This window comes from Actinoplanes sp. NPDC051851 (genome assembly GCF_040681165.1).
Classification (GTDB): Bacteria; Actinomycetota; Actinomycetes; order Mycobacteriales; family Micromonosporaceae; genus Actinoplanes.
In genome coordinates this window covers 1-23,589 of sequence record NZ_JBFAYF010000095.1, presented here as the reverse complement: position 1 = coordinate 23,589, position 23,589 = coordinate 1, and the positions used below count along the sequence as shown (strand labels likewise).

The 23,589-nt window shown below is 72.0% G+C and carries 24 protein-coding genes and 1 tRNA gene; 15 read left to right on the top strand and 10 right to left on the bottom strand.

All coding sequences use genetic code 11. The features are described 5' to 3' along the window. The first annotated feature begins 221 nt into the window (after positions 1-221). Together AB0M08_RS44170 and AB0M08_RS44165 are read left to right on the top strand one after the other, a co-directional pair. Positions 222-297, top strand: a tRNA-Glu gene (locus tag AB0M08_RS44170). A 180-nt stretch (positions 298-477) separates the two neighbouring features. Continuing rightward, complete coding sequence (locus AB0M08_RS44165) at positions 478-1,146, top strand: MBL fold metallo-hydrolase (protein WP_364507306.1); 669 nt, start codon at positions 478-480, stop codon at positions 1,144-1,146. 211 nt (positions 1,147-1,357) lie between these two features. Here the strand turns inward: AB0M08_RS44165 and AB0M08_RS44160 are convergent, their stop codons facing one another. Further along, entirely contained in the window at positions 1,358-2,044 is a 687-nt protein-coding gene (locus AB0M08_RS44160; protein WP_014447202.1) for an IclR family transcriptional regulator, read from the bottom strand. A gap of 49 nt (positions 2,045-2,093) precedes the next feature. Here AB0M08_RS44160 and leuC point away from each other — a divergent pair, with 49 nt between their 5' ends. From leuC to AB0M08_RS44140, 4 genes are all read left to right on the top strand, one after another. Next, positions 2,094-3,548: a 3-isopropylmalate dehydratase large subunit gene (gene leuC / locus AB0M08_RS44155; protein WP_364507304.1), complete on the top strand. Its 1,455-nt coding sequence runs from the start codon at positions 2,094-2,096 to the stop codon at positions 3,546-3,548. 17 nt (positions 3,549-3,565) lie between these two features. Continuing rightward, positions 3,566-4,156: a 3-isopropylmalate dehydratase small subunit gene (leuD, locus tag AB0M08_RS44150; RefSeq protein WP_364507302.1), complete on the top strand. Its 591-nt coding sequence runs from the start codon at positions 3,566-3,568 to the stop codon at positions 4,154-4,156. A gap of 172 nt (positions 4,157-4,328) precedes the next feature. Next, positions 4,329-4,934, top strand: a complete 606-nt coding sequence (locus AB0M08_RS44145) for an HU family DNA-binding protein (RefSeq protein ID WP_364507299.1) — start codon at positions 4,329-4,331, stop codon at positions 4,932-4,934. A gap of 114 nt (positions 4,935-5,048) precedes the next feature. Then, positions 5,049-5,480: a hypothetical protein gene (locus AB0M08_RS44140; RefSeq protein WP_364507296.1), complete on the top strand. Its 432-nt coding sequence runs from the start codon at positions 5,049-5,051 to the stop codon at positions 5,478-5,480. Here AB0M08_RS44140 and AB0M08_RS44135 read toward each other — a convergent pair. The 4 genes from AB0M08_RS44135 to cofC are packed head-to-tail and all read right to left on the bottom strand — an operon-like array spanning position 5,434 to position 9,418. Next, on the bottom strand, positions 5,434-6,285 hold the full coding sequence (locus tag AB0M08_RS44135; RefSeq protein WP_364507294.1) for an NUDIX hydrolase: 852 nt from the start codon (positions 6,283-6,285) through the stop codon (positions 5,434-5,436). The two genes, AB0M08_RS44140 and AB0M08_RS44135, sit on opposite strands and share 47 nt — an antisense overlap. Further along, the gene (locus AB0M08_RS44130) at positions 6,285-8,504 is read right to left on the bottom strand and encodes an RNA degradosome polyphosphate kinase (protein ID WP_364507291.1); all 2,220 of its coding nucleotides are present in this window, start codon (positions 8,502-8,504) and stop codon (positions 6,285-6,287) included. Before AB0M08_RS44130 ends, AB0M08_RS44135 begins: the two co-directional genes overlap by 1 nt. 55 nt (positions 8,505-8,559) lie before the next feature. Next, positions 8,560-8,757: a cold-shock protein gene (locus AB0M08_RS44125; protein ID WP_364507288.1), complete on the bottom strand. Its 198-nt coding sequence runs from the start codon at positions 8,755-8,757 to the stop codon at positions 8,560-8,562. A gap of 10 nt (positions 8,758-8,767) precedes the next feature. After that, entirely contained in the window at positions 8,768-9,418 is a 651-nt protein-coding gene (gene cofC / locus AB0M08_RS44120) for a 2-phospho-L-lactate guanylyltransferase (protein WP_364507308.1), read from the bottom strand. Between the two features lie 110 nt (positions 9,419-9,528). Between cofC and AB0M08_RS44115 the strand changes: the two genes are divergently transcribed. Genes AB0M08_RS44115 through AB0M08_RS44100 form a run of 4 tightly spaced genes read left to right on the top strand, consistent with a single transcriptional unit; the run spans position 9,529 to position 12,783 of the window. Beyond that, entirely contained in the window at positions 9,529-10,254 is a 726-nt protein-coding gene (locus tag AB0M08_RS44115) for a lysophospholipid acyltransferase family protein (protein WP_364507286.1), read from the top strand. Beyond that, a complete protein-coding gene (locus AB0M08_RS44110) occupies positions 10,251-11,243 on the top strand; it encodes an NAD(P)H-dependent glycerol-3-phosphate dehydrogenase (protein ID WP_364507283.1) in 993 nt (330 codons plus the stop codon). Before AB0M08_RS44115 ends, AB0M08_RS44110 begins: the two co-directional genes overlap by 4 nt. Next, positions 11,240-12,427 (top strand): cystathionine gamma-lyase, encoded by a 1,188-nt coding sequence (locus AB0M08_RS44105; RefSeq protein WP_364507281.1) that lies wholly within the window; start codon positions 11,240-11,242, stop codon positions 12,425-12,427. The genes AB0M08_RS44110 and AB0M08_RS44105 overlap by 4 nt, the downstream gene beginning before the upstream one ends. Next, complete coding sequence (locus AB0M08_RS44100) at positions 12,424-12,783, top strand: hypothetical protein (protein ID WP_364507278.1); 360 nt, start codon at positions 12,424-12,426, stop codon at positions 12,781-12,783. The genes AB0M08_RS44105 and AB0M08_RS44100 overlap by 4 nt, the downstream gene beginning before the upstream one ends. A gap of 197 nt (positions 12,784-12,980) precedes the next feature. On the opposite strand, the gene AB0M08_RS44095 is transcribed toward AB0M08_RS44100, so the two are convergent. Then, positions 12,981-13,697, bottom strand: a complete 717-nt coding sequence (locus tag AB0M08_RS44095) for a hypothetical protein (protein ID WP_364507275.1) — start codon at positions 13,695-13,697, stop codon at positions 12,981-12,983. 108 nt (positions 13,698-13,805) lie between these two features. Between AB0M08_RS44095 and AB0M08_RS44090 the strand changes: the two genes are divergently transcribed. After that, positions 13,806-14,903 (top strand): D-alanine--D-alanine ligase family protein, encoded by a 1,098-nt coding sequence (locus AB0M08_RS44090; protein ID WP_364507273.1) that lies wholly within the window; start codon positions 13,806-13,808, stop codon positions 14,901-14,903. A gap of 39 nt (positions 14,904-14,942) precedes the next feature. Here the strand turns inward: AB0M08_RS44090 and AB0M08_RS44085 are convergent, their stop codons facing one another. Together AB0M08_RS44085 and AB0M08_RS44080 are read right to left on the bottom strand one after the other, a co-directional pair. Then, a complete protein-coding gene (locus AB0M08_RS44085) occupies positions 14,943-15,593 on the bottom strand; it encodes a DUF3515 family protein (RefSeq protein ID WP_364507270.1) in 651 nt (216 codons plus the stop codon). A gap of 2 nt (positions 15,594-15,595) precedes the next feature. Continuing rightward, positions 15,596-15,829, bottom strand: a complete 234-nt coding sequence (locus AB0M08_RS44080) for an Lrp/AsnC ligand binding domain-containing protein (RefSeq protein ID WP_364507268.1) — start codon at positions 15,827-15,829, stop codon at positions 15,596-15,598. 96 nt (positions 15,830-15,925) lie between these two features. Here AB0M08_RS44080 and AB0M08_RS44075 point away from each other — a divergent pair, with 96 nt between their 5' ends. Both AB0M08_RS44075 and AB0M08_RS44070 read left to right on the top strand, forming a co-directional pair. Continuing rightward, the gene (locus AB0M08_RS44075) at positions 15,926-16,864 is read left to right on the top strand and encodes a thiamine-phosphate kinase (RefSeq protein WP_364507265.1); all 939 of its coding nucleotides are present in this window, start codon (positions 15,926-15,928) and stop codon (positions 16,862-16,864) included. Positions 16,865-16,887: 23 nt separating this feature from the next. Then, positions 16,888-17,349, top strand: coding sequence for a GNAT family N-acetyltransferase (locus tag AB0M08_RS44070; RefSeq protein ID WP_364507262.1), 462 nt, complete (start codon positions 16,888-16,890; stop codon positions 17,347-17,349). Between the two features lie 209 nt (positions 17,350-17,558). On the opposite strand, the gene rpmB is transcribed toward AB0M08_RS44070, so the two are convergent. Then, entirely contained in the window at positions 17,559-17,750 is a 192-nt protein-coding gene (rpmB, locus tag AB0M08_RS44065; protein ID WP_364507259.1) for a 50S ribosomal protein L28, read from the bottom strand. Between the two features lie 158 nt (positions 17,751-17,908). On the opposite strand from rpmB, the gene AB0M08_RS44060 reads away from it, so the two are divergent. Further along, on the top strand, positions 17,909-19,945 hold the full coding sequence (locus tag AB0M08_RS44060; RefSeq protein ID WP_364507256.1) for a DAK2 domain-containing protein: 2,037 nt from the start codon (positions 17,909-17,911) through the stop codon (positions 19,943-19,945). Next, positions 19,942-22,137: an ATP-dependent DNA helicase RecG gene (gene recG / locus AB0M08_RS44055; protein WP_364507253.1), complete on the top strand. Its 2,196-nt coding sequence runs from the start codon at positions 19,942-19,944 to the stop codon at positions 22,135-22,137. The genes AB0M08_RS44060 and recG overlap by 4 nt, the downstream gene beginning before the upstream one ends. Before the next feature lie 83 nt (positions 22,138-22,220). Here recG and AB0M08_RS44050 read toward each other — a convergent pair whose 3' ends face one another. Beyond that, positions 22,221-23,447 (bottom strand): hypothetical protein, encoded by a 1,227-nt coding sequence (locus tag AB0M08_RS44050; RefSeq protein WP_364507251.1) that lies wholly within the window; start codon positions 23,445-23,447, stop codon positions 22,221-22,223. Between the last annotated feature and the right edge of the window lie 142 nt (positions 23,448-23,589).

The window sequence follows — 23,589 nt, the reverse complement described above, 5'->3', positions numbered from 1 at the left end:
CTGGTGCTCAGGGGTGTCTCAAGCGAAGCGAGACGCCCCTGAGCACCAGCCACAACCGGGACGCGCGTTGCGGCCGGGAGTGAGTGCGGACCTCGCGACGGCGGCTGGGAGTGCGCGGGTGGGTGTGGGGCGGAGAGGAGTGGTGGGTGATTCGGGGGGAGCGGGGGTGGCCTGATAGAGTTCGGGCCGCCGCTGAAGCAGGGCGGTGTACGGAAAGTTCTGGTCCCGTCGTCTAGCGGCCTAGGACGCCGCCCTCTCAAGGCGGTAGCGAGGGTTCGAATCCCTTCGGGACTACCAGATGAAAGCCCGCACCGATCACGGTGCGGGCTTTTTCGTTGGACGGCCTGCCGAGGGCGGTGGGCCGGGCTGGCGGGGTGGTCTGCCGCGGGCGGTGGTCTGCGGGGCTGGTGGGGCGGTCTGCCGAGGGCAGAAGGCGGGGACGGGCGGGTGGCGCCGCGGGGCGGAGATACTGCGAGGATGACCGATATCGCGGTGCGGCGGGTGGATTTCGGGTATTTCGTCCGGCCGGGGAGTGAGACGGCGGACGGGGTCGAGCGGGTCGAGCCGGTGCTGGGGTATCTCGTGGACCATCCGGACGGGGCGATCCTGGTCGACACCGGGATGGGGCGGGTTCCCGGTGTCGACGATCACTATCGGCCACACCGGATTCCGTTGCGGGCGGCGCTGCGGGCCGTGGGAGCCGCGGTGGAGGAGATCCGGCTCGTGGTCAACTGCCATCTGCACTTCGACCACTGCGGGGGCAACGCGGAGCTGGCCGGGGTGCCGGTCCTCGCCCAGCGGGCCGAGCTGGCCGTGGCGCGGGAGTCGCCGCAGTACGCCGCCGGGCTCTTCGACCACCCGGGGGCGGTGATCGAGGAGCTGGACGGGGATGCGGAGATCCGGCCGGGAGTGCTGATCGTGCCGACGGCCGGGCATACCGACGGGCACCAGTCGGTCGTGGTCGCCTCGGCCGACGGGACGGTGATCGTCGCGGGGCAGAGCCACGACCAAGCCGCCGGTTTCACCGGGGACGTGCTCGGGCGCCGGGCCGGGGTGGGCGCGCAGCCGGCGTGGCTCGGGCGGCTGCTGGACCTCGACCCGCGGCGGGTGCTCTTCGCTCACGACAACGCCGTCTGGGAGCCCTGACGACGGCGGGCGCTGTGTGGCGACGGCGGGCGCTGTGTGGCGACGGCGTGTGCTGTGTGGCGACGGCGTGTGCTGTGTGGCGACGGCCGGGTGGCGAGGGCGGCGGCGAGGTCGGTGACAGGTCGAAGTGCTCGGCGGTGGGCGTACCCGAAAAAAGGAAGCGCCCGGCAGAAAGCCGGGCGCTCGCAGAAAGAAGCGGCAGGGGAAGGGGTCAGAGGCCGGAGAGGCGCTGGCCGGCGCGGACGACGGCCATGGCGTGGCGCTCGCCGGGACGACGGCCGAGGCGTTCGATCGGACCGCTTATCGAAATCGAGGCGATCACGCGTCCCGTGCGGTCGCGGATCGGGGCGGAGACGCTCGCCACACCCGGCTCGCGTTCGGCGACGCTCTGGGCCCAGCCGCGGCGGCGGACCTCGGCCAGGGTGCGGCCGGTGAACTTGCAGCGCGGCAGGAGCGGCATCACGGCCTCGGGGGGCTCCCACGCGAGCAGGATCTGGGCGGCGGAACCGGCGACCATCGGGAGCACCGAACCGACCGGCACGGTGTCGCGAAGACCACTCGCGCGCTCGGCCGCGGCCACGCAGATGCGCTCGTCGGCACGGCGCAGGTAGAGCTGCGCACTCTCGCCCGTCGCGTCCCGCAATGCGGAAAGCAGGGGTTCGGCGGCGGTCAGGAGAACGTCGGGTGCGGCGTTCGCGAGCTCGCCCAGACGGGGGCCCGGGCGCCACCGGCCCTGGGTGTCGCGGACCAGCATCCGGTGTATCTCCAACGCCTGTGCCAGGCGATGTGCGGTTGCCCGCGGCAGCTTGGTGCGCTCGACGAGTTCGGCCAGGCTGGCGCCGTCGACACATGCGGCGAGAATGACGACCGCCTTGTCGAGAACGCCGACACCGCTCATACTGTGTCCCACAAGCCGAAACATACATTCCAGAATTTAGGATGTCCAGATGGTGGGAGTCACTCCCCAGAGCGGGAAACCCAGGACCCTGGCCGAGAAGGTCTGGGATGACCACGTGGTGCGCACGGCCGAGGGTGAGCCGGACCTGCTCTTCATCGACCTGCATCTGCTGCACGAGGTCACCAGTCCGCAGGCGTTCGACGGTCTCCGGATGGCCGGTCGCCCGGTCCGCCGGACCGACCTCACGCTTGCGACGGAGGACCACAACACGCCGACCGGGTACGCGGACCCCGCGTTCAACACCCGCCGTGGCGACCTGATGACCATCGCCGACACCGTCTCGCGGACGCAGATCGAGACGCTGCGGAAGAACTGCGCCGAGTTCGGCGTCGAGATCCGCCCGCTCGGTGACGTGAACCAGGGCATCGTGCACGTGATCGGCCCGCAGCTCGGGCTCACCCAGCCGGGCACCACGATCGTCTGCGGTGACTCGCACACCGCCACCCACGGCGCGTTCGGCGCGCTCGCCTTCGGCATCGGCACCAGTGAGGTCGAGCACGTGCTCGCCACCCAGACGCTGCCGCAGTCGAAGCCGAAGACGATGGCGGTCACGGTCGTCGGCGAGCTCGGCGAGGGCGTCACCGCGAAGGACCTGATCCTCGCGCTGATCACGCAGACCGGCACCGGCGGCGGCAACGGCCACATCGTGGAGTACCGCGGCGAGGCGATCCGCAAGCTCTCCATGGAGGGCCGGATGACCATCTGCAACATGTCGATCGAGTGGGGCGCCAAGGCCGGCATGATCGCGCCGGACGAGACCACGTTCGCGTACCTGGAGGGCCGCAAGCACGCCCCGCAGGGTGCCGAGTGGGACGCGGCGGTCGAGTACTGGCGGACCCTCCCCAGCGACGAGGGCGCCGAGTACGACACCGAGATCATCCTCGACGCGGCGCAGATCAGCCCGTTCATCACCTGGGGCACCAATCCGGGCCAGGGCGCCGCGCTCAACGGCGTGGTGCCGAGCCCCGGGGACTTCCTGGACGAGGTGGAGCGCGGTGCCGCCGAGCGCGCGCTGGCGTACATGGATCTCACCCCGGGCACCCCGTTCCGTGAGGTCCCGGTCGACGTGGTCTTCGTCGGCTCCTGCACCAACGGCCGGCTGGAGGACCTGCGGGCGGCCGCCGACGTGATCCGCGGGCACAAGGTGCACGAGGGCGTCCGGATGATGATCGTGCCCGGTTCCTACCTGGTGCGCGAGCAGGCCGAGGCGGAGGGCCTGGACAAGGTCTTCACCGAGGCCGGCGCCGAGTGGCGGTTCGCCGGCTGCTCGATGTGCCTCGGCATGAACCCGGACACGCTCTCACCCGGGCAGCGGGCGGCGTCCACCTCCAACCGTAACTTCGAGGGCCGGCAGGGCAAGGGCGGGCGTACCCACCTGGTCTCGCCGCAGGTCGCCGCCGCCACCGCCGTGGTCGGCCGGCTGGCCGCCCCCGCCGACCTCTGAGCAGGGGAGACCTGATCATGGACAAGTTCGTCAGCCACAGCGGCAAGGTCATGCCGCTGCGCCGTTCCGATGTGGACACCGACCAGATCATCCCGGCGGTGTACCTGAAGCGGGTCACCCGGACCGGCTTCGAGGACGGCCTCTTCAGCGCCTGGCGCGAGGACCCCTCCTTCGTGCTGCACAACCCGGCGCACGCCGGCGCCACCATCCTGGTGGCCGGCCCGAACTTCGGCACCGGCTCGTCCCGGCAGCACGCCGTCTGGGCGCTGCGCGACTGGGGCTTCAAGGCGGTCATCGCCTCCCGGTTCGGCGACATCTTCCGGGGTAACGCCCTGAAGGAGGGTCTGCTCCCGATCCAGCTGGACCAGAAGATCGTGGAGAGCCTCTGGGACCTGGCCGAGAGCGAGCCGGAGAAGGAGATCACCGTCGACCTGGACGGCCGCGTGGTCCGGGTGGACGACGCCGCCTACGGGTTCCCGATCGACGATTTCAGTCGCTGGCGCCTCATGGAGGGCCTCGACGACATCGGACTGACGCTGCGCCACGAGGACGCGATTACCGCGTACGAGAAGGGCCGCCCGGCTTTCAAACCGGTCGTAGTCCTTTAGCAGCGATCAGCAGCTGATTCTCGAATTCGCCCCTGCCGGGTCGCCCGGCAGGGGCGAATCCATTAGGACACAACGGTTTTTTGCCACGAATGTTTGTGTAACCAGGTCACAGGGCATACCGTGCGCGCAGAATGGCCTGCGACGGGCCAGTTCTCACGTCCGGGAGGAAACCGTGAACAAGGCCGAGCTCATTGACGCGCTCGCCGTCAAGCTGGGTGACAAGAAGACCGCCACCCTGGCGCTGGACACGTTCATCAGTGAGGTGCAGAACGCCGTCGCCAAGGGCGACAAGGTGTCACTCACCGGCTTCGGATCCTGGGAGAAGCGGGCTCGCAATGCGCGAACAGCGCGGAATCCGCGAACCGGCGAACCGGTGAAGGTGAAGAAGACCTCGGTCGCCGCATTCCGGCCGGGTAACACCTTCCGCGAGTTGGTCGCGAGCGGGAAGCCGGCCAAGACGGCGGCCCCCGCGAAGAAGACGACCGGGTCCGCCGCCGCCAAGAAGACCACGGCGACGGCGGCGAAGAAGACGGCGACGGCGACGAAGGCCGCTCCGGTCAAGACGACCGCGGCGGCGAAGAAGACGGCGACGACCACCAAGGCGGCGCCGGTGAAGAAGACGGCGGCGGCGACCAAGGCGGCGCCGGTCAAGAAGGCCGTGGCGGTCAAGAAGACCGCCCCGGCCAAGACGACGGCGAAGGCGGCTCCGGCGGCCAAGAAGACCGCGAAGGCGGCTCCGGCGGCCAAGAAGGCGAGTACGGGCCGTCGTTCCCGCTAGATCCTGCCCGCTAGATCCTGCCCGCTGGATCCTGCGACGAGAGGGCGTCCACCTTAGGGTGGACGCCCTCTCGTGTTCCGGCGCGGGGCCGCCCGGCCGTCCTACCGTCCGGGCATGGAACGCAGACCGCGGCCGCGTGGGCTGGTGACCCGCTCGGCCCTCGCCGCGGCACTCTTCGCGCTCGCCGTGCTGCCCGGCTGGACGCTGGGCGACTGGGCCGAGCGGCACACCGGCCGGCCGGTGCTGGACTGGCTGCTCACCTGCGGCTGGTCCGGGCTGGTGGTGGCCGGGTACGCCCCCTGGTGCTCGTACCGGGTCCGGGACGGGCTGGCCGGTGCCGTCCCGCTCTACGGCTGGTATCTCGCCGCGGTGCTCGCCTGGCGGGTGGCCCTGCTGCCGCTGCGGGACTGGGAGCCGCGCAAGGACGAGCTGTGGCGGGCCCGCTGGCTCACCGACGAGCTGCTCGGCTACTGGCGGGCCGACGTGCCGGTGCGGGCGGTCACTCCAGCCGGGACGACCCCAGCAGCCGGTCGCCGGACCAGGTGAGCAGCAGGCCCTCGCCCTTGCGGGTCTTCCAGGGCCCCGGGTCCTCTTCGTCGTGAAGGGCCGCGAGCAGGGCGGGCATCACCCTGCCCTGGCTGCACGCCACCACCCGCCGCTGCTCGCGCAGCTCCAGGAGGCGCCGGTGGGCCGCCGCGATCCGTTCCGGTGTGCCCGGCTCGGCGAGCGCGCCGTCCTGGACGATCGGCAGGCCCAGCGGCTCCAGGGTCTGGGTACAGCGCAGCGGGGTGGCCGCGACCACCCGGCGGGGCCGGAAGCCCGCGAGCATGGCCGCGATCCGCTTCGCCTGCCGGTGCCCCTTCGGGTCGATCGGGCGCAGCGTGTCCGGGCCGGACCAGGCCGACCGTTCACCCGCGTGCGCGTGCCGGACCAGCGCGATCACCGCGGTGACCGGGGGCAGCGCGGCCACGTGGTCGAGCAGCCGGCGCTCGTCCGGATAGCTCAGTCGCGCGGCGGCCTCGGCGAGCGGCAGCCAGGCGATCCGGTCCACCTCGCCGGTGTCGAGTACCGGGCCCTCGGCGGCGGCCCGCATCAGCCAGTACCGGACGGTCTTCGGCCGGCTCCCGACGGCGTACGCCACCTCGGGCAGCCGGAACTCGACGAGTCCCTCGGTGCCGGTCTCCTCACGAACCTCGCGGACGGCGGCGGCCAGCGCGGGCTCACCGGAGGTGAGGGTGCCCTTGGGCAGGCTCCAGTCGTCGTACCGCGGGCGGTGCACCAGGCAGAACTCGGTGCCGTACGCGCCCGGACGGTAGAGCACCCCACCCGCGGCGTGGATCGGTTCGGGCATCAGCTCTTCTTGCCGATGACCCGGCGCAGCAGGGCCTCCTGCAGGTGGATCTGGGGACTGCCAGGCGTGCCGTTGTTGCGGTGCCAGACGCCGTCACCGTCCAGGTCCCAGCCCTCGGTGCCGTCGGACATCGAGATGTCCAGGACGTTGCGCATCTCCTCGCGGGCCGAGCCCAGGGTGACCCGGACCAGGGCCTCCACCCGGCGGTCGAGGTTGCGGTGCATCAGGTCGGCGGAGCCCATCCAGTACTCCGCGTCGTCGCCGGCGCCGAACCGGAACACCCGGGAGTGCTCCAGGAACCGGCCGACGATCGAGCGCACCCGGATGTTGTCGGAGAGGCCGGGGACGCCGGGCCGCAGCGCGCACATCCCGCGGATCACCAGATCGATCTTCACGCCGTCCTGGGAGGCACGGTAGAGCGCGTCCGTGGTCTCCTCGTCGACCAGCGAGTTCACCTTGAACTGGACCAGGGCCTCGCCGCCGGCGCGGGCGATCTTCGCCTGCTCCTCGACCCTTTCCAGCAGCCCTTTGCGTACGCCGTGCGGCGCCACCAGAAGCCGCCGGTACGTGGTCTGCCGGCTGTACCCGGTCAGCACGTTGAACAGGTCGGTGACGTCCGCGCCCACCTCGGGGTCGGCGGTCAGCATGCCGAAGTCCTCGTAGAGCCGGGCGGTCTTCGGGTGGTAGTTGCCGGTGCCGATGTGGCAGTACCGCCGGATCTGGTTGCCCTCCTGCCGGACCACCAGCGACGTCTTGCAGTGCGTCTTGAGGCCGACCAGGCCGTAGACCACGTGGCAGCCGGCCCGCTCCAGGGTCCGCGCCCAGGCGATGTTGGCCACCTCGTCGAAGCGCGCCTTCACCTCGACCAGCACCACCACCTGCTTACCGGCGGCGGCCGCGTCGACCAGCGCGTCCACGATGGGCGAGTCGCCCGAGGTGCGGTACAGCGTCTGCTTGATGGCGAGCACGTTCGGGTCGGCGGCGGCCTGCTCGATGAAGCGCTGCACGCTCGTGGAGAACGAGTGGTACGGGTGGTGGACCAGGATGTCCGACTCGCGCAGCCGGTTGAAGACGCTGCGCGGCACCTCGCCGTCGGCCAGGTGCGGGTGGGTGGCCGGCACGAACGGCCGGTCCTTGAGGTCGTCCCGGTCGCAGTCGCCGAAGACCTGCCAGAGCGACGAGAGGTCGAGCAGCCCGGGCACCCGGAGCACGTCGTGGCTGTCCATGTCGAGCTCGCGGACGAGCAGGTCGAGCACGTGGTCGCTGATCGAGGCGGCCACCTCGAGCCGGACCGGCGGGCCGAACCGGCGCTGCGCCAGCTCCCGCTCCAGGGCCTGCAGCAGGTCCTCGTCGCGGTCCTCGTCGACCTCCAGCTCGGCGTTGCGGGTCACCCGGAACAGGTGCGTCTCCAGGATCTGCATGCCGGGGAAGAGCTGGTCGAGGTGGTTCGCGATCAGGTCCTCGATCGGCAGGAAGCGCACGCCGCGGCTGTCGTTCTGCACGGTCACGAAGCGGGGCACGTTGTTCGGCACCTTGACCCGGGCGAACAGCTCGGGGTTGTCGCCGTCCGGGTAGCGCAGCGCCACCGCGAGGTTCAAGGACCTGCTGGAGATGTACGGGAACGGGTGCGCCGGGTCGACCGCGAGAGGCGTGAGCACCGGGAAGACCTTCTCGCGGAAGTAGGTCCGCAGCCGGCCCTGCTCCGGGGCCTCCAGCTCGCCCCAGGCGACCAGCTCGATGCTCTCGGCGGCGAGCTTGGGCCGGACCTCGTCGGCGAAGCAGACCGCGTGCCGGGTGATCAGGTCGGCGGCCTTCTCGTTGATCATCTCGATCTGCTGGCGCAGCGGCAGGCGGTCGCCGCCCCGCATCGGCAGGCCCGCGCTGAGCCGCCGCTTCAGCCCGGCGACCCGGACCATGTAGAACTCGTCCAGGTTGCTGGCGAAGATGGCGAGGAACTTGGCCCGCTCCAGCAGCGGGGTGCCCGGGTCCTCGGCCAGGGCCAGCACCCGGGCGTTGAAGTCGAGCCAGGAGAGCTCCCGGTTGAGGAAACGGTCCTCGGGCAGCAGATACCCGTCCGCCTCGGCCTCGGGCTCGGTCGCTTCCGTCTCCACGATCGTTTCCATCTCGGGTTCGGCGGTGAGCTCGGGGAACTCCCGGGGGAGATAGCGGCCGTTCGGGCCACGCCGTCGGGGATCGGGGGTCCGGGGCGGGGTCTGCATGGGTCCATCATTGCCGTTCGCGGCGGAACGTGAAACGAACGACCGGGTGATCAACTCAGGCGATTCCGGGAATCCTCACCCGGTGTACGGTCCCGTCCGGATCGGCGTCGATCCCGACCCGCTGGCCGAGACGTAACAGGCGCAACCCGGACCGATCGAACGCCTCGGTGCCGAAGGCCAGCTCAGAGCCGTCGTCGAGGAGCAGAGTGCCGGTCCGGGAGGCGGTGTCGAAGGTCGCGATGGTGCCCTGCATGCCGCTGACGCTACCCCGCACAGGCGGACTGTGTGCACGCTGTGGTGAGTCCGAGATCACTGAGTAACCGCCGGGTGCGCCCGCCGGCCCCGAGCGCCAGGACGGAGTCCAGGTCGGCGGCGGTGTCGACGTCCTGGCGGAGGCCCGGCCGGCCCGCGCCGATCGGGGTCGCGCCGGAGGCGGCGTGCGCGGCCGCGGAGTGCGGGCCGAAGCGCGGGTCGAGCGGCACCCGGGGCGGCGCGGCCAGCAGCACGGTCCCGGTGCCGGCCGCGTCGGGCACGAAGCTGCGGCCGGTGACCTCGGCGAGCACGGCGTCCAGGTGCTCGGGGAGCAGCGCGGGCAGGTCACCGGTGAGCACCACCCGGTACGTGTCCAGCCCGGCCATCTCGTCGGCACCGAAGCGCAGGGCCGCGTTGAGGCCGCCACCGGGGTCCGGCGCGGGCACGGCGCCGATCTCGCGTACGGCCGCGGACACCACCGGGTCGTCGGTCACCACCACGAGCCGGGCCACCGCGGCGGCGCCGAGCACCGCGGCGGCGGTGTCGCGCACCATGGCGAGCGCCAGCTCCGGGTGCCGGTCGGCGGGCACCGCCCCGCGCAGCCGGGTCTTGGCCGTGCCGAGACGCTTGACCGGGATCACGGCCGTCCACTTCCGCACCACCACACATGCAGTGTGCCAGCGATCTCGGCTCATACCCCTACCTGGTACGCGGCCTGAGGAGCGGGCATGATTTCGTCGCAGGTGAAAGGTGATCGAGGACGGGGGAAGCCGTGGGGCAGCACAGGCTGACTTTCTGGCAGCGTTTCGCGGTGATGCTGGTGATCCCCGTCATGACCGCCTGGACCGAGCGCACCTGGCTGCACCGGGAGAACCTCCCGCCGAACGGGCCGGTGATCCTGGTACCCAACCACGTCTCGCACTTCGACCCGCTCGTCGTCGCGCACTACCTCTACAAGTCCGGCCGGTGGCCCCGCTTCCTCGGCAAGGCCAGCCTCTGGCGGGTACCGGTCATCGGGCCGCTGTTACGACAGACACTGCAGATCCCGGTCGAACGGGGCAGCGTCGAGGCGGTCAAGTCGTTGGACGCGTTGGTGAGGGCGCTGGACGAGGGCGGCGCCGTGGTGATCTACCCGGAGGGCACGACGACCCGGCACCCCGACCTGTGGCCGATGCGCGGCAAGACCGGCGCGGCCCGGCTCGCGCTGCTCACCGGGGCTCCGGTGGTGCCCATCGCGACCTGGGGGCCGCAGCAGGTCTTCGATCCGCGTACCGAGAAACTGAAGTGGCGACGGGCCTCGGTGACGGTGACCACGGGCCGGCCGGTCGACCTGAGCCGGTGGTCCGGGGTGCAACCGACCCGGGCGGTGCTCGAGGAGATGACCGAGGCGATCATGCTGGACGTCCGGGACCTGCTCGCCACGATCCGTGACGGCGAGCCGCCGGCACTCTACGAACGGCCCGCACGACGGGCCTCGACCTCGGAGGACGCGTCATGAAGGCGGCCGTCATCGGATCCGGTTCCTGGGGCACGGCGGTCGCCAAGGTGCTCGGCGACGCCGGGGCGGAGGTGACCATGTGGGCGCGGCGCGAGGCGGTCGCCGCCGAGATCCGCGACCAGGGCACCAACAAGGGCTCGCTGCCCACCGCGACGCTGTCGAAGCGGGTCACCGGCACCACCGACCTCGCCGAGGCGGTGGCCGGCGCCGAGATGATCGCGCTCGCCGTCCCCTCGCAGACCCTGCGCGGCAACCTCGCCGACTGGGCGCCGGCCTTCCCCGCCGGCGCCACGCTGATCTCGCTGATGAAGGGGATCGAGCTCGGCACGCTCAAGCGGATGAGCGAGGTGATCGTCGAGACCGCGCACGTGGCGCCGGACCGGGTGGTGGTCGTCTCCGGGCCGAACCTGGCGCCCGAGATCGCCGCCGAGCAGCCGACCGCGACCGTGGTGGCCTGCTCCGACGAGGGGCGCGCCAAGCACGTGCAGCACGCGCTCGCGACGCCGTACTTCCGGCCGTACACCAGCGACGACGTGGTCGGCTGCGAACTCGGCGGCGCGGTCAAGAACGTGATCGCCCTCGCGTACGGGATGGCGGTCGCGATCGGACTGGGCGACAACACCCGGGCCTCGCTGATCACTCGCGGTCTGGCCGAGACGTCCCGGCTCGGGGTCGCGCTCGGCGCCGATCCGCTCACCTTCGCCGGTCTCGCCGGACTCGGCGACCTGGTCGCCTCCTGCTCCTCGCCGCTCGCCCGGAACCGCACCTTCGGCGAGCACCTCGGCCGCGGCGAGAGCCTGGACCAGGCGCAGGCCGCCACCCGGCAGACCGCCGAGGGCGTGAAGAGCTGTCTCTCCATCCGCGACCTGGCCCGCGTGCACGGCGTCGAGATGCCGATCGTCGAGCAGGTCGAGCGGGTCTGCCACGAGGGCGTCGACCCGCGGGTCGCGGTCAAGCTGCTGATGACCCGGGAGATGAAGCCGGAATGACCTCTCCTTCTGCGGACTCTCCTCTCGCGGACGGGACGCGGGCCGCGCACGCCGGTCTGCCCGAGCCGGTCGTCGGCGAGCCCTTCCTGCCGGGGCCGGTCTTCGCCGCGCCGTACCACCTCGATCCGGTCACCGGGCCGGGCGAGAACGGGTACGCCCGCGCCGAGCAGCCCACCCGCCGCCACCTGGAGGAGGCGATCGGGAGCCTCGAAGGGGGCAGGGCGCTGGTGTTCGCCTCCGGTCAGGCGGCCGTCACGGCCGCGATCCTGTCGGTGGTCCGGGCCGGCGACCGGGTCGCTCTTCCCGGCGACGGCTATTTCCCGGTACGCGCCTTCGCCCGCGACCAGCTGGCCGCTCTGGGCGTCTCCTCGGTGCTGGTGCCGACCGCGGGGCCGTACCCGGACCTGTCCGGCCTGCGGCTGCTGCTGCTCGAGACGCCCGCGAACCCGGGCCTCGACGTCGCCGACATCCGTGCGCTGGCCGGCGCCGCGCACGCCGCGGGCGCGCTGCTCGCCGTCGACAACACCGCGGCCACCCCGCTCGGCCAGAACCCGCTCGCCCTCGGCGCGGACCTGGTCGTCGCCTCCGGCACCAAGGCCCTGACCGGCCACTCCGACCTGCTGCTCGGGTACGTCGCCACGAACGACCCGGCACTGTTCGACGCGCTCTCGGCGTGGCGGACGATCACCGGCGGGGTACCCGGCGCCTTCGACTGCTGGCTGGCCCACCGCTCGATCGCCACACTCGACCTGCGCCTGGCCCGGCAGACCGCGAACGCCGCCGCGGTGGCCGAGCTGCTGTCGTCCCGCGCCGACGTGGACGGGGTCCGCTGGCCCGGCCTGCCGTCGGACCCGTCGTACCCGGTGGCGAGCCGGCAGATGCGCCGCATCCCGGGGATCGTCGCGTTCGACCTGGGCAGCGCCGAACGGGTGGCCCGCTTCCTGACCACGAGCCGGCTGGTCTTCGCGGCGACGTCCTTCGGCGGCGTGCACACCACGGCCGACCGGCGGGCCCAGTTCGGCGACGACACCCCGCCGGGCTTCGTCCGCTTCTCCTGTGGCATCGAGGACACCGCCGACCTGATCGCCGACCTCACCGCGGCCCTGGACGCGTCCCTGCTCCCGCCGTCGTCCGCGCCCTCGCCTTCGTCCTCGTCCTCGCCGTCGCCGGAGTCGTCGCGGTGACGGCCTGGACCAGCTTCAGCGGGGACGAGGTCGCGGCCCTGACCCGGGGTGAGAGCTTCTTCGTGGCACCGGGCGAGCGGGACTGCCCGTCCTGCGGCGAGCACCGCCTGCGCGCCTACTTCACCGCTCCGGAGAACGCCCGCCGCCCCACGCTGGTCAGCTACGTGTGGTGCTCCGCCTGCGACAAGTTCGTCGGCACCCGCGCCAAGCACCCCGACGGCCTGGTCTTCTCCGACCCGCTGGCCGTCCTCCCGGCCACCGAGCGCCGCGACCTGGAGCGCACCCTGACCGGCTTCCTCTCCCACCTCGACCACCTCTGGGACACCGGCGCCCTCCCCCAGACCTTCGCCGCCTGACCCACCCGATCGTCCTCCGCGGCCTTCGTGCCCACTCCGAGCCGTAGCGCGCCTGCGGGTTCTGGCTGGTGCTCCGGGGTGTCTCGCTCCGCTTGAGAGACACCCCGGAGCACCAGCCAGAACCGTGACGCGCGCCGGGGCCGTGCCCACCCACGGCTGTGGCGTGCCGGGCGTGGGCGGGGTCAGTTGTGGCGGGGTCAGTTGTGGGTGGAGACGAAGTCGTGAAGCCAGTCGGTGGGGATCGTGGGGCCGGTGGCGGTGCCGATGCGGCGGAGGGCCTCGCCGGGGCTGATGCCGAGCAGGACCAGGATCATGGCGGCCAGCATCGTGGTGCGGCCCTGGCCCGCGGCGGACTGGGTGACCACGAAGCGGCCGGCCCGGACCTCCCGGGCGAGCCGGGTGGCCAGCGCGATCACGTCGGTGGCCTCGGTACGGCGGCCCTTGCCGGTGGTGCCGACCGTGGGGAACGGGATCAGCTCCAGCCCGGCCTCGCCGCCGGTATCGGCCTCCCCGCCCGTGCCGCCCGTGCCGCCGGTGCCGCCCGTGCTGCCGGTACCGCCCGTGCTGCCGGTACCGCCCGTGCTGCCGGTACCGCCCGTGCTGCCGGTACCGGCCGGGCCGTCGACGCCGGGCGCGGTGCCGGTGTCCGCGTCGGGGGCCGGCGCGTTGGACTCGGGGGCGGCGCCGTCTCCGGCCGCGGCGCCGGGCGAGCCGGCGGACGTGGGCGCGGCGGCGGGGGTGGACGGAGTGGACGGTGCCGGGGGAGCGGGCGGCGTGGGTGCGCAGACCAGGATCTGTACGCCGGCGCGGGCCAGGGCGGTCAGCTCATGGGGTGCCCACGGCTCGGCCTCGTGTGCCATCGTCGCCAACTGCCCTGGTCCAGGGCCCGCGATCACGTGGAGTGCTGGTGACATCTACTGTTCGTCTCCCCTGCCTCGGCCCCGTCCGCCGCATCGGCAAATCTGGCTTACGCAGAGTAGGGTCACCCCCGGCATGCCCGCTAGCGAGAGGCGCAGAGAAGAGTGACGACCCCCCGGAAGACCCGCGTCGCGATCGTGTTCGGCGGTCGCAGCACTGAGCACGCCATTTCCTGCGTGAGTGCGGGGGCCATCCTCGGTGCCCTGGACCCGGACCAGTACGAGGCGGTGCCGGTCGGAATCACCCGGGAGGGGCGCTGGGTCCTCGCCGGTACGGATCCCTCCTCGCTGGCGATCGCGGGTCAGACGCTGCCGGAGATCACCGCGGCCTCGGGTAACGCGGTGGTGCTGGCGGCCGACCCGACGGCGACCGAGCTGATCGTCCGTGACCCGGCCGAGGGCGTCTCCGAGCTGGCCGGGGTGGATGTGGTCTTCCCGGTGCTGCACGGGGCGTACGGCGAGGACGGCACCATCCAGGGCATGCTGGAGATGGCCGGGATCCCGTACGTGGGCGCCAACGTCTTCGCCTCCGCGGCCGCGATGGACAAGGAGTTCACCAAGAAGCTGGCGATCGCCGAGGGCATCCCGGTCGGGCCGTACGTGGTTCTCCGGGCCGGTGCCGAGTTCGCCGAGGCGGACAAGGAGCGGCTGGGCCTGCCGGTCTTCGTGAAGCCCTCGCGGGCCGGGTCGTCACACGGCATCACCAAGGTCAAGGACTGGGCGGACCTGGACGCGGCGATCGCCACGGCCCGGCAGGTCGACCCGAAGGTGCTGGTCGAAGCCGCGATCGTGGGCCGCGAGGTGGAGTGCGGCGTGCTGGAGGGCGAGGCCGGTGGCTCCCCCGAGTCGTCGCTGCTCGCCGAGATCCACGTCGACGAGTCCGCCGAGTGGTACGACTTCGAGACCAAGTACCTGGTCGGCAGCCCGTACACGATCCCGGCGGGTCTGCCGGACGAGGTCACCAGGCAGGTGCGGGAGTACGCCCTGCGGACCTTCACCGCGCTGGACTGCGCGGGCCTGGCCCGGGTCGACTTCTTCGTGACGGCCGACCACCGGGTCTACCTCAACGAGATCAACACCATGCCGGGCATGACGTCGACCTCGATGTTCCCGCAGATGTGGGCGGCCACCGGGCTGGAGTACCCGAAGGTCGTGGACCGGCTGATCCGTACCGCCCTGCGCCGCGGGACCGGCCTGCACTAGCCCGCGTTCCGGAACCCGGGCTGGAGCCCGGGTCCGGGGTCAGCCGATGGTGCAGCCGCTCGGCAGGCCCTCGGTGATCGACTTGTCGGTCTCGACGACGACGTCGGAGAACTCGTTGGCCCACTGGGCGCGGTTGTCGTAGTCGGCCGGGACGACCACCCGCACCGGAACCTCGCGGTCCATCGTGGTGAAGGTCGTCCCGTCGGCGGCGTCCTGGGCATACCAGCAGACGCGGTTCATCAGCAGCAGCTCGGTGTCGAGCGGGACGCAGCCGTCGGTCGCGTCCTGGTCCAGGGTCTCGCACATCACCGGCGCGGTCACGCCGCACGCGACGGTGATGGCCGGCTCGCCGTACGCCGCGTTCTGCTCCGGGCCGGCGCTGACCTTGCGGGCCGGGAGGTTCCGGACCTGGGTCGGCAACTGCGAGGTGACCGCGAGGCAGACCGTGCTCGTCTCCGCGGAGAGCTTCGTGGCGGGCATCTCGACCGCCGTACTCGGAACGGTGATCGGCGAACTGCTCGCGGCAGTCGGCTTTTCGTCCGTTTCTTCCGGATTAATATGGAGAAATGCGACGATGCCGACGGCCAGTGCGAGGGGAACCGCCACGGCGGTCGCCCAGATGGCGGCGATCCGGGTGGTGCGGTCCGGTACCGGCTGCGGTTCGGTTCTCGGCTCGTCGACGTCGACCATGCTCAGAGGTTTACCACGGAGCAGGTGAGCGTCCGCGTGATGCCCGGTACGTACTGGACCTTGCTCACAATCAGGCCGCCGAGCTCGTCCACGGTGTGTGCCTCGGAGAGGACGACGACGTCGTACGGCCCGGTGACCGCGTCGACGCGGACGACCCCCGGTATCTTCTCGATCGCGGCGGCCACGTCACGGGCCTTCCCGACCTCCGTTTGAATGAGGATGTATGCCTGGACCACGATCGACTCCTATCCGTCACCGTCGGTGATCCCCGGTCGTGAAACTACCGTACGAAGCGGCCCGGCAGCGGGACGCCACCATCGAAGGACTTTGACGTGAGCATCGCAGAGGCCGGGGAATTCGGACTCATAGGCCGCATAGTCTCCCGGCTCGGGGCCGGATCGGCCACCCTGCTCGGCCCCGGCGACGACGCCGCGGTGATCCGCGCGGCCGACAGCCGGGTGGTCGCCTCCACCGACGTACTGGTCGAGGGGCGGCACTTCCGGCGTGACTGGTGCGGCCCGGCCGACGTGGGTCACCGGGCCGCGGCCGCCAACCTGGCCGACATCGCGGCGATGGGGGCCCGGCCGACCGCGCTGCTGGTCGCCCTCTGCGCCCCCGCGGGCCTGGAGATCGCGTGGGCCGAAGGGCTCGCCGACGGGCTGAGCGCGGAGGCGGCGCTGGTCGGAGCCGGGGTGGTGGGTGGGGACACCTCGTCCAGCCCGACGCTGACCATCGCGGTCACCGCCCTCGGCGATCTCGAGGGCCGCGACCCGGTCCGCCGCGACGGCGCCAGGCCCGGCGACCTTCTCGCCCTCTCCGGCCGGATCGGGTACGGCGCGGCGGGCTACACCGTGCTCTCCCGGGGATTCCGTACGCCGAAGGTGCTGGTCGACGCGTACCGTCGGCCGGAGGTCCCGTACGCGTCCGGCCCGATCGCGGCGGGGCTCGGTGCGACCTCGATGATCGACATCTCGGACGGGCTGATCCAGGACCTCGGGCACGTCGCGGCGGCCAGCGTGGTCGGCATCGACATCGAGCGGGAGGCGTTCGAGGTGCCCGGTCAGATGCGGGACGCGGCGAAGGCGCTCGGGGTGGACCCGTACCAGTGGATCCTGGCCGGCGGCGACGACCACCCCCTCGCCGCGACGTTCCCGGCCGGGACCGAGCTGCCCGCGGGCTGGCGCGTGATCGGCCGGGTCGTGGACGGCTCCGGTGTGACCGTGGACGGGAAGCCGTGGACCGGTGGGACGGGCTGGGACCACTTCCGCTGAGGAACCCGCACTACCCTTGCCCGGTGGCACCGATCAAGATCAAGTTGGTGGGGTTCGACGAGCCCCTGGTTCAGGAGCTGGTCGCGGCGAACATGCGCGACCTCTCCGAGCGGTACGGCGGTAGCGGGGACGACACCCCGATCCGGGCGGCGGACTTCCTCCCGCCGTCCGGTGCGTTCTTCGTGGCCGAGGGGCCGGACGGCCGCCTGCTGGCCAGCGCCGGCTGGCGGCGGCACGGCGACGACGCCGAGCTGAAGCGGATGTTCACGCTGGCCGAGGCGCGCGGACAGGGCGTCGCCCGGCGGATGCTCGCGACGATCGAGGAGTCGGCGCGGGCGGCCGGGTGCAACCGGGTCATCCTGGAGACCGGCGACCGGCAGCCCGAGGCGATCGCGCTCTACGAGTCCGCCGGGTATACGCGGATCGACGACTTCGGCTACTACGCCGGTTACGACGACGTGCTCTCCTACGCGAAAGACCTGTGACACCCCACTCCCGCACCCGTGTGTGAACCTCGGCGGGGAACACGAGCGGGAACTCGAGCGGGGAACACGAGCGGGAACTCGAGCGGGAAAGACGAGCGGGAACTCGAGCGGGAACTCGAGCGGGAAAGACGAGCGGGAACTCGAGCGGGAAAGACGAGAAGCCGCTGAGCCCGAAGGCTCAGCGGCTTCTCGGATGCCGCAGTCGCGAACTAGGCGCGGACGACCTTGCCGGCCTTGATGCACGAGGTGCAGACCTGAAGCTTCTTGGTGGTCCCGCCGCCGGCCGGGGTGCGCACCGACTGGATGTTCGGGTTCCAGCGGCGGTTGGTCCGCCGGTGCGAGAAGGACACGTTGTGGCCGAAGCCCGGTCCCTTGCCACAGACGTCGCACACGCTAGCCACGGGATACTCCTGGGTTTGATACGAAACTGAAGGGCGCCCAGGGTTGGTACTGCCCAGGCAACTCGACGAGCCTACCCGATGCCCGGGGCGCGCGGCCAATCGCCCCCGGTCAGGGTGCGTACCGGGCGATTGTCAGGGGTGGTTAGTACGATTTTCGCGTGCTGGAGACCCTCGATGCCGCCGCCGTGCACCGCTGGTGCGACGGTGGACTGGAGGCGCTGCGGGCACATCAGCGCGAGATCGACGAGCTGAACGTCTACCCGGTGCCCGACGGCGACACCGGCACCAACCTCGTCCTCACCCTGACCGCCGCCCGCGAGGCCCTGGAGGAACCGGACGCCCTCGATGCCGCGCCACAGGTGAGCGGGGCGCCGGAGCCCGGTGGCCCGGGGCTCGATGCGCCTGGGCTCGGTGCGCCTGGGCTCGGTGCACCTGGGCTCGATGCGCCTGGGGTGGGTGCGCCTGGGGTGGGTGCAGCCGGTTCGGGGACGGTGGGTGCCACGGCGGGGGCGGGTTCCGCAGGGGTGGCTTCCCCGGGGACGGTGGGGGTCGGGCCGGGGGCTGCTTCCGCGGGGGCGGGGGGTGCGGCTGCTTCCGTGGGGGAGAGCGGCCGGGTCATGCGGCGGATGGCCCGTGGGGCGCTGCTCGGGGCCCGGGGCAACTCCGGTGTGATCGTCTCGCAGATCCTGCGGGGGATGGCCGACTCGTTCGCGACCGCGGTGGCGGTGCGGGGGCCCGAGCTGGCCCGCGCGTTCCGGACGGCGTCCGAGGCGGCCTATGCGGCGGTCGCCACGCCGGTGGAGGGCACGGTCCTGTCGGTGGTCGCGGCGGCGGCCGAGGGTGCGGCCCGGATCGCGTCGGACGACCTGGTGGCGGTCGCGCGGGCCGCGGCGAGTGCGGCCTCGGAGGCGCTGGCGCGTACGCCGCAGCAGCTTCCGGTGCTGGCCCTGGCGGGCGTGGTGGACGCGGGCGGCCGTGGCCTCTGCGTGCTCCTGGACGCCCTGGTCGCCGCGCTGACCGAGTCCGACGCCATCGACCCGGACAGTCCATCACTGGAAAACACGTTAAATGACGAAAAATCGGTCACGAAGAGCGGCGATGCCAGCGCGGTGGGCGTAAGCGTGCCGGGCACGGGTGTGGGCACGGTGGGCACGGGCGTGGGCGCGGGCGCGATGGGTGTGGGCACGGGCGTGGGCACGGGTGTGGGCGTGGTGGGCACGGGCGTGGGCGTGGTGGGCACGGGCGTGGGCACGGGCCATCAGGCGGAGCAGGGGGACTGTTCCGGGGACGGGCGCGGCTATGGGTTCGAGGTGCAGTATCTGCTGGATGCGGAGCCCGAGGCGGTGGCGGAGCTGCGAGCGGTCCTCGGAGGGCTGGGGGAGTCGCTGGTGATCGTGGGGACCGGGGACGGGGCGCCGCCGACCTGGAACGTTCACGTGCATGTGCCGGTCACGGAGATCGGGGCGGCGGTGGAGGCGGGAGTCGGCGCCGGGAGGGCGTACCGGATAAGCGTCACCCAGCTGGAGGCGAGACGGCCGGAGAGCGGCGCGCGGGGTGCCGTCGTGGTGGCCTCGGGGGACGGGCTGACCGCGCTCTTCGAGACCGAGGGGGCGACCGTCGTCGACCGGAACCCGTCGACCGCCGAGATCCTCGCCGCGATCCGGGCCTCCGGCGCCGGTGACGTGGTGCTGCTGCCGAACGACGCCAACACGCAGACCGTGGCGATCGCCGCGGCGCGGGAGGCGGAGGCCGAGGGGATCAGGGTCAGCGTGGTGCCGACCCGGTCGCCGGTGCAGGCGCTCGCGGCGCTGGCCGTGCGGGACCGGCAGCGGCCGTTCTCTGACGACGTGATCGCGATGGCCGAGGCCGCCGGGGCGTGCCGCTACGGCGAGGTCTGCACCGCGCAGCGGGACGCCCTGACCGTGGCCGGGCCGTGCCGGGCGGGTGATCTGCTCGGTCTGGTCGACGGCGAGGTGCACGTGATCGGCGCCGACCTGGCCGAGGTGAGCCACCGGCTGCTCGACCGGATGCTCGGTGGCGGCGGTGAACTGGTCACCCTGGTGCTCGGCGCGGACGCCCCGCCGGACCTGGAGGGGGCCCTCCGCGGCCACGTACACCGGACCTGGCCCTTCATCGAGCTGCAGTGCTACGCCGGCGGGCAACCGCGGTACCACCTTCTGGCAGGAGTCGAATGACCACGACCGACACACCGTTGGACAGGGTGCTCGGGGCGAAGACCGGGAAAGCCCTGGCGGAGCACCTCGATCTGCACACCGCGGGCGACCTGATCTACCACTTCCCCCGGCGCTACGACGAGCGCGGCGAGCACACCGACCTGCGGCAGCTGGAGGTCGGCGAGCAGGTCACCGTGCTGGCTCAGGTGCAGGGGATCGGACTGAAACCGTTCCGGGCGCGCAAGGGCAACATGCTCGAGGTGACCATCGGTGACGGCTCCGGGGCATCGCTGACCTGCACCTTCTTCAACCAGGCGTGGCGGGAGCGGGAGCTGACCCGGGGGCGGTGGGGGCTGTTCGCCGGCAAGGTCACCGAGTTCCGCGGCAAGCGCCAGCTGAACGGCCCGGCCTATCAGCTGCTCAAGGCGGACGCGACGCAGGACGAGGCGGCCGAGGAGATCGAGGAGTTCGCCGGTGCGCTGATCCCGGTCTATCCGGCCGCCGAGAAGGTGCCGACCTGGGTGATCGCCACGTGCGTCCGTACGCTGCTCGATACCTTCCAGCCGCCGGACGACCCGATGCCCGCCGAGGTCCGGGCCACGCGGAACCTGGTCGGCATCGGCACCGCGCTGCGCGAGATCCACCGGCCCAGCTCGGAGGCGGCGCTCTACGCGGCCAAGCACCGGCTCAAGTGGGACGAGGCGTTCGCGGTCCAGCTGACCCTGGCCCAGCGCCGGGCCCGGGCCGCGGCCTCGCCCGGCACCGCCCGCCCGCGCCGTGACGACGGGATGCTGGCGGCGTTCGACGCCGGTCTGCCGTACGAGCTGACCGAGGGCCAGCGGACGGTGGGCGAGGAGATCGCCGCCGACCTGGGCCGCTCGCACCCGATGCACCGGCTGCTGCAGGGCGAGGTCGGCTCCGGCAAGACCCTGGTCTCGGTACGCGCGATGCTCCAGGTGGTGGACGCGGGCGGCCAGGCCGCGCTGCTCGCGCCGACCGAGGTGCTCGCCACCCAGCACTTCCGCGGCATCGGCGCGCAGCTCGGCGCCCTGGGCCGGGCCGGCGAGCTGGACGGCGACCCGTCCGGGACCCGGCTGACCCTGGTGACCGGCTCGCTCGGCGCCGTGGCCCGCCGGGCGGCGCTCGCCGAGCTCGCCGACGGTCGCGCCGGCATCGTGGTGGGCACGCACGCCCTGCTGTACGAGGGTGTCGAGTTCCGGGACCTCGGGCTGGTGGTCGTCGACGAGCAGCACCGGTTCGGGGTGGAGCAGCGGGACGCCCTGCGTGCCAAGGCGGCCCGTCCGCCGCACGTGCTGGTGATGACCGCGACGCCGATCCCCCGGACGGTCGCGATGACCGTCTACGGCGACCTGGAGACCTCGGTCCTGTCCCAGCTGCCCCGGGGGCGTTCGCCGATCGCGTCGCACGTGGTCCCGGCGCTGGAGAAGCCGGCCTATCTGGAGCGTGCCTGGGTACGCGTCCGCGAGGAGGTCAGGGCCGGGCACCAGGCGTACATCGTCTGCCCGCGGATCGGGGAGGGGCCGGAGTCCTCGTTCGACGACGGTGACGCCCCGCCGCCGGAGACCGAGTCCGCCCGGCGCCCGCCGCTCGCGGTGACCGAGGTGCTCCCGATCCTGCGGGAGAACTACCTGGCCGGTCTCCGGATCGGGATGCTGCACGGGAAGATGCCGGCCGACGAGAAGGATGCCGTGATGCGCAGCTTCTCCGCCGGTGACCTGGATGTCCTGGTCGCGACCACGGTGATCGAGGTCGGGGTGGACGTGCCGAACTCCACCGTCATGATCATTATGGACGCGGACCGGTTCGGGGTGTCCCAGTTGCACCAGTTGCGCGGCCGGGTGGGCCGCGGCTCCGCGCCCGGCGTCTGTCTGCTGCACACCGAGGCGGTGGAGGGCTCGGCGGCCCGTGAACGGCTGGACGCGGTGGCCTCCACGACGGACGGCTTCAAGCTCTCCGAGATCGACCTGGAGCAGCGCCGGGAGGGCGACGTCCTGGGCGCCTCCCAGTCCGGCAAGCACTCCCACCTGAGACTTCTCTCCCTGGTACGCGACGAGAAGCTGATCAAGGAGGCCCGGGTGGAGGCGTCCGGGCTGGTCGGCGACGATCCCGACCTGTCCCGGTACCCCGCACTGGCCGCCTCGGTGGCCGCCCTGGTCGACGAGGACCGCGCGGAGTACCTGGAGAAGGGCTAGCCCGGGCTCCGAAACACGGGCCGGGCAACGCAAAGGGCGCGTCCCCCGGCGGAGGACGCGCCCTTCACGGCGTACGGGAGAAATCAGGCCTTGAAGTTGACCTTGCGGCGACGGGCCATGAAGAACAGGCCGGCACCGACGATCAGCAGCAGGGCGGCGCCACCGGCGATCGAGGAGGCGGCCGCGCCGGTCAGGGCCAGCTCACCGCCGTCATCGTCGCTGTCGGTCGAGGTGGTGACCGGGGTGGGGCTCTCCGAGGTGGAGGCGGACGTGGAGGTGGAGGCGGACGCGCTCGCCGACGGCGACGCCGAGGCGCTGGCCGACGGGGTGACGCTGACGCTGGTGCTCGGCTCCGGGTTCGAGCACTCGCCCAGGACGACGTCGACGGTCAGCTCGGCCAGGCGCGAGCCCGGGAACTTCACCGACGCGGTGGCGGCCTCGGCGGCCTTGAAGGAGACCGACTCGGAGGCGCCGGACGCGATGCTCACGGTCTTGGTCTCACCGTTGTAGGTGACCTCGGCCGAGACGGTGCCGTTGCTCTCCGGGTTGTTCACCGTGATGGTGGTGCTGGTGCAGTCGTTCGTGGCGGCGGCCGACGGGGCGCAGTTCTCCGGGAGCGCCCAGTTGATCGTCGTGGTCTCCAGTTTCTTGGCGGAGACCGTGATGGCGCCGCTGTCGGCCGGGACGATCAGGTCCCGGCTCTCGCCCTTGGGCACCGAGACGACCTGGGTCTTCTCGCCGTACTTGACGGTGAAGTCGACCGCGACGCCGCTCAGCTGACCGTTGTTCGCCAGGTTCAGCGTGACGGTGCCGTCACAGCTCGCCGAGTACTGCACCGCGGGCTGCACGCAGTCGCTGGTGCCGCCGTTGAAGTAGGCGATCTTCTTGTCGTTGTAGCGGGCGCCACCCTCGACGAGAGTCTCGATGATGTCCTTCTGGCCACCGATGAAGAGGTCGGCCTGCGTGTTGCAGTCCGGCAGCGCGACCTTGAAGGTCTGGCTCTTGTTGTCGAGGCTCAGGGTCTCGGTCTGGCTCGCGAAGAGGTACTGCGGGACCGCGAACTTCGGCTGCGGGGCCAGGTAGGTCACCAGGGTGACCTCCTGCGGCTTACAGGCGGTCTTCATGGTCGTCTGGATCTCGGCGAAACCACCGTCGAGCTTGAACGAGGTGGCCTGGAAGTTCTTCGCCGTACAGGCCGGCAGGGTCGCCGCGCTGGCCGGACCGGCGGAGGTGGTGACGGCCACGGTGCCGGCGCCGATGAGGGCGCTGACCAGCACTGCGGCGGCGCGAATGAGTCGCGCTCGCTTCATTGGTGCTCCTGGAACGAGGGGAAAGGGAAAGACGAAGGCGCGCCCGCCCCCGGGGGGGGGGGCGCCCCCCCGGGGGGGGGAATAAATCGGGGGTACAGTGGAGTGGGGGGGGGGGGGGGCGAAAAAAAGTCCCCCCCCCCCA

Excerpts from the sequence above, each read along its gene's own strand:
- AB0M08_RS44110 (WP_364507283.1), top strand. The coding sequence starts at position 10,251 with ATGAAGGCGGCCGTCATCGGATCCGGTTCCTGGGGCACGGCGGTCGCC.
- recG (WP_364507253.1), top strand. The coding sequence starts at position 19,942 with ATGACCACGACCGACACACCGTTGGACAGGGTGCTCGGGGCGAAGACC.
- AB0M08_RS44165 (WP_364507306.1), top strand. The coding sequence starts at position 478 with ATGACCGATATCGCGGTGCGGCGGGTGGATTTCGGGTATTTCGTCCGG.
- AB0M08_RS44105 (WP_364507281.1), top strand. The coding sequence starts at position 11,240 with ATGACCTCTCCTTCTGCGGACTCTCCTCTCGCGGACGGGACGCGGGCC.
- AB0M08_RS44085 (WP_364507270.1), bottom strand. The coding sequence starts at position 15,593 with ATGGTCGACGTCGACGAGCCGAGAACCGAACCGCAGCCGGTACCGGAC.
- AB0M08_RS44050 (WP_364507251.1), bottom strand. The coding sequence starts at position 23,447 with ATGAAGCGAGCGCGACTCATTCGCGCCGCCGCAGTGCTGGTCAGCGCC.
- leuC (WP_364507304.1), top strand. The coding sequence starts at position 2,094 with ATGGTGGGAGTCACTCCCCAGAGCGGGAAACCCAGGACCCTGGCCGAG.
- AB0M08_RS44130 (WP_364507291.1), bottom strand. The coding sequence starts at position 8,504 with ATGCAGACCCCGCCCCGGACCCCCGATCCCCGACGGCGTGGCCCGAAC.
- AB0M08_RS44160 (WP_014447202.1), bottom strand. The coding sequence starts at position 2,044 with ATGAGCGGTGTCGGCGTTCTCGACAAGGCGGTCGTCATTCTCGCCGCA.
- AB0M08_RS44095 (WP_364507275.1), bottom strand. The coding sequence starts at position 13,697 with ATGTCACCAGCACTCCACGTGATCGCGGGCCCTGGACCAGGGCAGTTG.
- AB0M08_RS44135 (WP_364507294.1), bottom strand. The coding sequence starts at position 6,285 with ATGCCCGAACCGATCCACGCCGCGGGTGGGGTGCTCTACCGTCCGGGC.
- AB0M08_RS44140 (WP_364507296.1), top strand. The coding sequence starts at position 5,049 with ATGGAACGCAGACCGCGGCCGCGTGGGCTGGTGACCCGCTCGGCCCTC.
- leuD (WP_364507302.1), top strand. The coding sequence starts at position 3,566 with ATGGACAAGTTCGTCAGCCACAGCGGCAAGGTCATGCCGCTGCGCCGT.
- AB0M08_RS44125 (WP_364507288.1), bottom strand. The coding sequence starts at position 8,757 with ATGCAGGGCACCATCGCGACCTTCGACACCGCCTCCCGGACCGGCACT.